This is a genomic window from Kitasatospora sp. NBC_00374 (assembly GCF_041434935.1).
Classification (GTDB): Bacteria; Actinomycetota; Actinomycetes; order Streptomycetales; family Streptomycetaceae; genus Kitasatospora.
The window spans coordinates 1565134-1571924 of record NZ_CP107964.1 but is presented as its reverse complement, the minus strand read 5'-3'; the positions used below and the strand labels follow the sequence as shown (position 1 = coordinate 1571924).

Genomic DNA, 6791 nt, shown 5'->3' with positions numbered 1-6791 from the left:
CGGTCGGGGCGGGCGCCCCGACCGACCCACGACCACGGAGGTCCCCAGTCATGCGTCCCACCGAGACCCGGAGGCGGTCATGACGCCGACCGCTCCCGCCGGAGCGCTCACCGAGCTCCGGCTCGCCGAGCTGCACGGCTCGCTGAGCTCGCCGATCAGCGACTCGATGAACTTCCTCAACGAGGTGGCCCACCGCTACCCGGACGCGGTCTCCCTCGCCGCCGGCCGCCCCTACGAGGGCTTCCTCGAGGTCGAGGCGGTCTCCCGGTACATCGACACCTACCGGGCCCACCTGAGCGAGCGGTTCGGCCACGACGAGGTACTCGTACGCCGGACCATGCTCCAGTACGGGCGCACCAAAGGCATCATCCACGACATGGTCGCCCGCCACCTGAGCGTCGACGAGGGCATCACCGCAGACCCGGAGTCGATCGTCGTCACCGTCGGCTGCCAGGAAGCCCTCTACCTCGCCCTGCGCGCCCTGCGCCGCGACGAGCGGGACGTCCTGCTCGCCGTCGTCCCCACCTACGTCGGGCTCACCGGCGCCGCCGAGCTCGCCGACATGCGCGTCCTGCCCGTCCGCGCCACCGAGACGGGCATCGACTTCGACCACCTGGCGGCGGTCGTCGCCCGTGCCGAGTCCGACGGCCTGCGCCCGCGCGGCTGCTACGTCGTCGCGGACTTCGCCAACCCGACCGGCGTCAGCCTCGACCTGGACAGCCGGGAACGGCTGCTGCGCGCCGCCGAGGAGCACGACTTCCTCATCCTGGAGGACAACCCGTACGGCCTGTTCGGCGACGGCTCCGCCCCGCTGCCCACCCTCAAGGCGCTCGACCGGTCCCGGCGCGTCGTCCACCTCGGCTCGTTCGCCAAGACCGGACTGCCCGGCGCCCGGGTCGGCTACGTCGTCGCCGACCAGTGGGTCGTCGAACCCGGCGGCGGGCGCGGGCTGCTGGCCGACCAGCTCGCGAAGATCAAGAGCATGCTGACGGTCAACACCTCTCCGATCGCCCAGGCGGTGATCGGCGGCAAGCTGCTCGAACACGACTTCAGCCTCCGTGCCGCCAACGCCCGGGAGATCCGCGTCTACCGGGACAACCTGCGGATGGTCCTGCAGGGCCTCGCCGACCGCTTCGCGCAGGGCGACGGGCCCGAGGTGACCTGGAACGTGCCGCGCGGCGGCTTCTTCGTCGTCCTCACCCTGCCGTTCGTGGCCGGGGACGACCTGCTGGAGGAGTCGGCGCTGCGGTACGGCGTGCTCTGGACGCCGATGCACCACTTCTACGGCGACGGCCGCCCGCGCCGCGAGATCCGGCTCTCGGTCAGCCACCTGACGCCCGAGGAGATCACCGAGGGCCTGGACCGGCTCGCCGCGTTCGTCCGGGCCGCGGCCGCCGGGGAACGGGGCGGGCGATGACCGCCGCCGCCCGGATCACGGCGGTCGGGACGGCCTCGCCCCCCACCTCCTACACACAGGCCGAACTCCTCGAACTCTTCGGCATCGAGGACCCGCGGATCCGCTCCGTCTTTCTTAACAGCGCCATCGAGCGCCGGCACCTCACCCTGCCACCGCGCGGCGACGACGGCGCCTTCCGGCTGGAGGAACAGGGCGAACTGCTGGCCAAGCACAAGCGGCAGGCCGTCGAGATGGGCGCCCGCGCCATCGAGTCCTGCCTCGGCGGCACCGGAGCCGGCCTCGCCGACATCGGCTACCTGTGCGCCGTCAGCACCACCGGGTTCCTGACCCCCGGCCTGAGCGCCCACCTCATCCGCGAACTCGGCCTCGATCCCGCGTGCAGCCGCCTCGACGTCACCGGCATGGGCTGCAACGCAGGGCTCAACGCCCTGAACGCCGTGGCAGGCTGGGCCCGGGCCAACCCCGGCAGGCTCGCCGTCATGGTCTGCACCGAGGCCTGCTCGGCGGCCTACGTCTTCGACGGCACCATGCGGACCTCGGTCGTCAACAGCCTGTTCGGCGACGGCGCCGCCGCCATCGCGGTGACGGCCGGGCCGGAAGGGCCCCGGGAGGCGGACGCACCCGCAGCCCCGCAGCTGCTGAAGTTCGCCAGCCACATCATCACCGACGCCGTCGACGCGATGCGCTACGACTGGGACGACGACCAGGGCCGCTTCAGCTTCTACCTCGACCCCGAGGTGCCGTACGTGGTCGGTGCCAACGCCGAGTCCGTCATCGACCGGCTGCTCGCCGGCACCGGACTGCGCCGCAGCGACGTCGCGCACTGGCTGGTGCACTCCGGAGGCAAGAAGGTCATCGACTCGGTCATGGTCAACCTGGGCCTGACCGCCCACGACGTCCGCCACACCACCGGAGTCCTACGGGACCACGGCAACCTGTCTAGCGGATCCTTCCTCTTCTCCTACCAGCGCCTCCTCGCCGAGGGCGTCGCCCGCCCCGGCGAGTACGGCGTCCTGATGACCATGGGCCCCGGATCGACCATCGAGACCGCGCTGGTGCGGTGGTGACACCCATGACGACGCCCCACGACGGAACACTGGAGACCCACGTGATCACCCTCACCGCCCCCGCCGGCCTCGACGAGCCCGTCGCCCTGGACCTGAGCGTCGACGGCGCACGGCCCGTCACGCCCGAACTCGTGGCCGAGGTCAACGACCTCTGCGACCGCGCCGAGGACGCGCTCCCGGGCGCCTACGTCCTCCTGCGCCTCAGCGGCGCCCCGCAGGGCCCCTGGACCGCCGCCGGCCAGGGCATCCAGCTGGTCAACCGGTGGGAGCGCGCGCTGCGCCGGCTGGAGCGGCTGCCCGTCGCCACCGTCGCGCTCGCCGAGGGCGACTGCGGCGGCGCCGCCTTCGAACTCCTCCTCGCCACCGACCACCGCCTCGCCCGCCACGACCTGCGCCTGTTCCCCCCGGCCGGCGGCGACGGCATGTGGCCCGGCATGGCCCTGTACCGGCTGGTCAACCAGGTCGGCGTCGCCGGAAGCCGGCGCGCCGTCCTCCTGGGTGCGCCCGTCACCGCGGAGCGGGCACTCGCCCTGCACCTCGTCGACGCCGTCACCGACGGCGACCCCGCCGAGGCGCTTCCGGAGACGGCGGCCCTGCTCGGCGGCCCGGCCGGCATCGAGCTGGCGATCCGCCGCCGGCTGATGCTCGACGCCGCCACCACACCGTTCGAGGAGTCCCTCGGCCGGCACCTCGCCGCCTGCGACCGCGTGCTGCGCCGGGCCGCCGGAGAGGCGGTCGAGGCATGACCCCGACCAACGCACTCGACCGGATCGGCACCCTCGCCGCCGACTCCGCGGTCACCGAACTCGCCTCCGGATCCGCCCGGTTGGCCGAGGTCGCCGGGCGCGTGGACGAGCTGCTGCTGAGTCTTCCCGACCCCGCCGACCGCTCCCCGCTGCAGCAGGAGCAGGCCGCGACCGCCAAGGACGCCGCCCGCGGCCTGCGCAGCCGCTTCCTCGCCGTGCACACCGAGGCGGTCTACGACACGCTGACCGACGGCCGGCGCGCGCGGCCGCGGATCGCGGACCTCGTCGCCGTCGGCCCGGCGGCCTTCCCCGGTCTGCTGCCCACGGCCGACCAGCTCTCGGCCGACCGCGCCCGTGTCCAGTCCGGGAAGGAGGGCCACGAGATCGATCAGGGCATCTTCGTCGGACGCCTGCTGGGATCCCCCGAGGCCGGCCGCCACCTCCTCGAATCGATGCTCCTCCCGACCGGCCGCGCCCTGGCCCTGCTGCCAGACTTCCAGCGCACCGGACGCGTCGAACTCCACTCCGTCCTGCTCGAACGCCGCGACGGCGTCGCCCACCTCACGATGACCCGCGACGACTGCCTCAACGCCGAGGACGACCAGCAGGTCGAGGACATGGAGACCGCCGTCGACCTCGTCCTGCTCGACCCGGCGGTCCGCGTCGGCGTGCTGCGCGGAGGCCTGATGACCCACCCGCGCTACCGGGACCGCCGGGTGTTCAGCGCCGGCATCAACCTCAAGAGCCTGCACGCCGGGCAGATCTCCCTCATCGACTTCCTCCTCCGGCGCGAACTCGGCTACATCAACAAGATCGTCCGGGGTCTCCTCACCGACGAGCACTCCTGGCGCCGCCGGACCGTGGAGAAGCCCTGGGTCGCGGCCGTCGACACCTTCGCCATCGGCGGTGGCTGCCAGCTGCTCCTCGTCTTCGACCGGGTCATCGCCGCCGCCGACTCCTTCCTCAGCCTCCCCGCCGCCCAGGAGGGGATCGTCCCCGGCGCCGCCAACCTGCGTCTGGGGCGGATGGCCGGTGGCCGACTCAACCGCCAACTCCTGCTGTGGGGGCGGAAGATCTGGGCCCCGGAACTCCACGCCAGGCTCTTCGTCGACGAGGTGGTCGACCCCGCGGACATGGACGGGGCCGTCGAGCTCAGCGCCGAACGCCTGGACGGCCCGGCCGTCGTCACCAACCGCCGCATGCTCCACCTCGCGGAGGAGTCGCCCGAGGCGTTCCGGGCCTACGCCGCCGAGTTCGCGCTCCAGCAGGCGCTGAGGCTCTACAGCGAGGACGTCATCACCAAGGCGGGCCGCTTCTCGGCCGGCATCCGGGCGGACGCGTGAGCGACACCTCCGCCGCGGGCGGGACCGAGGAACCGCGCGTCCGCTACGAGAAGCGGGACCGGGTCGCGTACGTGACGCTGGACCGCCCTGCCGTCCTCAACGCCATGGACCTGCGGATGCACCGCGAACTCGCCGACGTCTGGGACGACATCGAAGCCGACGAGGACGTGTGGGTGGCCGTCCTCACCGGCGCGGGCGACCGCGCCTTCTCGGTCGGCCAGGACCTCAGGGAACGTGCCCGGCTCGACGGCGAGGGCACCCGCCCCACCACCTTCGGCAGCCGCGGACTTCCCGGCTGGCCCCGGCTCACCGAACGCTTCACCCTGGCCAAGCCCGTCGTCGCCCGAGTCGACGGCTACGCCCTCGGCGGAGGCTTCGAACTCGCCCTCGCCTGCGACCTCGTCATCGCCTCCGACCGCTCCGTCTTCGCGCTCCCCGAAGCGCGCCTCGGCCTCGTCCCGGGGGCCGGCGGGGCCTTCCGCCTCGCCCGCCAGATCCCGCTGAAGACCGCCCTGGGCCACCTCCTCACCGGCCGGGAGCTCACCGCCGCCCGGGCCGGGGAACTCGGTCTCGTCAACGAGGTCGTCCCACCGGAGCACCTCGACGCGTGTGTCGCGGGGTGGGTCGACGACCTGCTGCGCAGCGCACCGCTGTCCGTCCGCGCGATCAAGGAGTCCGTCCTGCGCTCCCTCGACCTTCCCCTCGAACAGGCCTTCGCCACCCGCTACGTGTGGGAGGAGCGCCGCATGTCCAGCGAGGACGCGCGGGAGGGCCCGCGTGCCTTCGCCGAACGGCGGCCGCCGAACTGGCGGGGCCGGTGACCACCGCAGCCACGACGGCGCCGCCCGCGCGCCGGAACTTCGCGCTGCTCTGGCTGGCGCAGGCGGTCTCGACGACCGGGAGTGCGTTCACCTTCGTCGCGATGCCGATCCTCGTGCTGCGGGCGACCGGTTCGGTCGCCCAGATGGGATGGCTGACGGCCGTCGGCAGCGTCGGCACGATCACGGCCGGGGTGTTCGCCGGCCAGGTGGTGGACCGGTACGACCACCGGCGCATCCTGACGGGCTGCGACACGGCACGCGCGGCGGTGTTCGGGGTGGTCCTGTTCGACCACCGCCTCGAAGTCCTGTACGGGGCGATGCTCGTCGGATCGGCCCTGGCGATGGTCTCGCAGGTCTGCTACGTCAGCGTCGTGGCCGGCGTCGTCCCGCCCGGGGAACTCACCGCGGCCAACGCGAAGTTGGACGCCACGTACGCGGTCGCCTTCGTCGTCGGACCGGTGGCCAGCGGGGCACTGTCCGCAATCGCGGGCCCGGTGGCGTCCGTGGGAGTGAACGCGGCCATGTTCGCGCTGTCCGCAACGACCCTGCTGTTCCTGGGCCTCGACGGGAGACCCCCGGCGTCTGACCGCACCGGCGGCCTCGCAGGCATCGCCTTCCTCTGGCGCCAGCCCGCCCTGCGCGCCCTCACCGCGGTGGCGTCCGTGATCAGCTTCTGCACGCTCGGCCTCACCGACGTCTTCGTCTACCACGTCCGGCACGACCTCGGACGGGGAGACGCCGCCGTGGGGTACGTCGTCGGCGGCGCGGCGCTCGGCGCGGTGGCCGCGGCCGTCGCGGCCCCGTTCCTGCGATCGCGCCTGAGCTTCGGCGTCTGCTGGGTCGGCGCCTACGCGGTGTGCGGCACCGCGGCGCTGAGCCTGTCGTTCCGGCACACGCTCGGCCATGCCGTCGTGGCCGCGACCCTGTTCTCCTTCGGCACGACGCTGGCCAACACGTGCTCCAAGACGTTCCGGCAGACCGTCACCCCGCCGGCCGTGCTGGGCCGGGTGACGTCGGCGTTCTGGACCATCCAGTCCGTGCTGGCTCCGGTGGGAGCCGTCATCCTCACCGGCATGACCAGTGCCTACGGCGTGCCCGCCGTCGCCCGGACCGTCGGCACCGTCTGCCTGGCGGCGGCCGCCTGCTCGCTGTTCACCCCACTCACCGCAAGGAACACGCCATGACCAACCCGTTCGAGGACCCGACCGCCTCCTACCTCGTCCTCACCAACCGGATCCACCACTCGTTCTGGCCCGCAGGCCTGGAGCCGCCCGCCGGCTGGACGACCGTCCTGCCCGCGTCCTCCCGGGAGGAATGCCTCGCATTCCTCGGCTCGCAGCGTCCCGCGCCCGCCTGAGGGGCCACCCCGGGGCGGTCGCCTGGCGACGGACAACCGG

At 73.1% G+C, this 6791-nt stretch carries 7 protein-coding genes; all 7 read left to right on the top strand.

The window, feature by feature from the left end:
* Positions 1 to 79: 79 nt before the first annotated feature.
* Genes OG871_RS07155 through OG871_RS07125 form a run of 7 tightly spaced genes read left to right on the top strand, consistent with a single transcriptional unit; the run spans position 80 to position 6751 of the window.
* Complete coding sequence (locus OG871_RS07155; protein ID WP_371495121.1) at positions 80 to 1417, top strand: PLP-dependent aminotransferase family protein; 1338 nt, start codon at positions 80 to 82, stop codon at positions 1415 to 1417.
* On the top strand, positions 1414 to 2484 hold the full coding sequence (gene dpgA / locus OG871_RS07150) for a 3,5-dihydroxyphenylacetyl-CoA synthase DpgA (protein WP_371495119.1): 1071 nt from the start codon (positions 1414 to 1416) through the stop codon (positions 2482 to 2484). The genes OG871_RS07155 and dpgA overlap by 4 nt, the downstream gene beginning before the upstream one ends.
* Before the next feature lie 5 nt (positions 2485 to 2489).
* On the top strand, positions 2490 to 3230 hold the full coding sequence (gene dpgB / locus OG871_RS07145) for an enoyl-CoA-hydratase DpgB (protein WP_371495118.1): 741 nt from the start codon (positions 2490 to 2492) through the stop codon (positions 3228 to 3230).
* A complete protein-coding gene (dpgC, locus tag OG871_RS07140; RefSeq protein ID WP_371495116.1) occupies positions 3227 to 4573 on the top strand; it encodes a (3,5-dihydroxyphenyl)acetyl-CoA 1,2-dioxygenase DpgC in 1347 nt (448 codons plus the stop codon). Before dpgB ends, dpgC begins: the two co-directional genes overlap by 4 nt.
* Positions 4570 to 5394, top strand: a complete 825-nt coding sequence (gene dpgD, locus OG871_RS07135; protein WP_371495114.1) for an enoyl-CoA-hydratase DpgD — start codon at positions 4570 to 4572, stop codon at positions 5392 to 5394. Before dpgC ends, dpgD begins: the two co-directional genes overlap by 4 nt.
* Positions 5391 to 6578: an MFS transporter gene (locus OG871_RS07130; protein ID WP_371495113.1), complete on the top strand. Its 1188-nt coding sequence runs from the start codon at positions 5391 to 5393 to the stop codon at positions 6576 to 6578. The genes dpgD and OG871_RS07130 overlap by 4 nt, the downstream gene beginning before the upstream one ends.
* Positions 6575 to 6751: an MbtH family protein gene (locus tag OG871_RS07125; RefSeq protein WP_371495111.1), complete on the top strand. Its 177-nt coding sequence runs from the start codon at positions 6575 to 6577 to the stop codon at positions 6749 to 6751. Before OG871_RS07130 ends, OG871_RS07125 begins: the two co-directional genes overlap by 4 nt.
* Positions 6752 to 6791 lie beyond the last annotated feature (40 nt).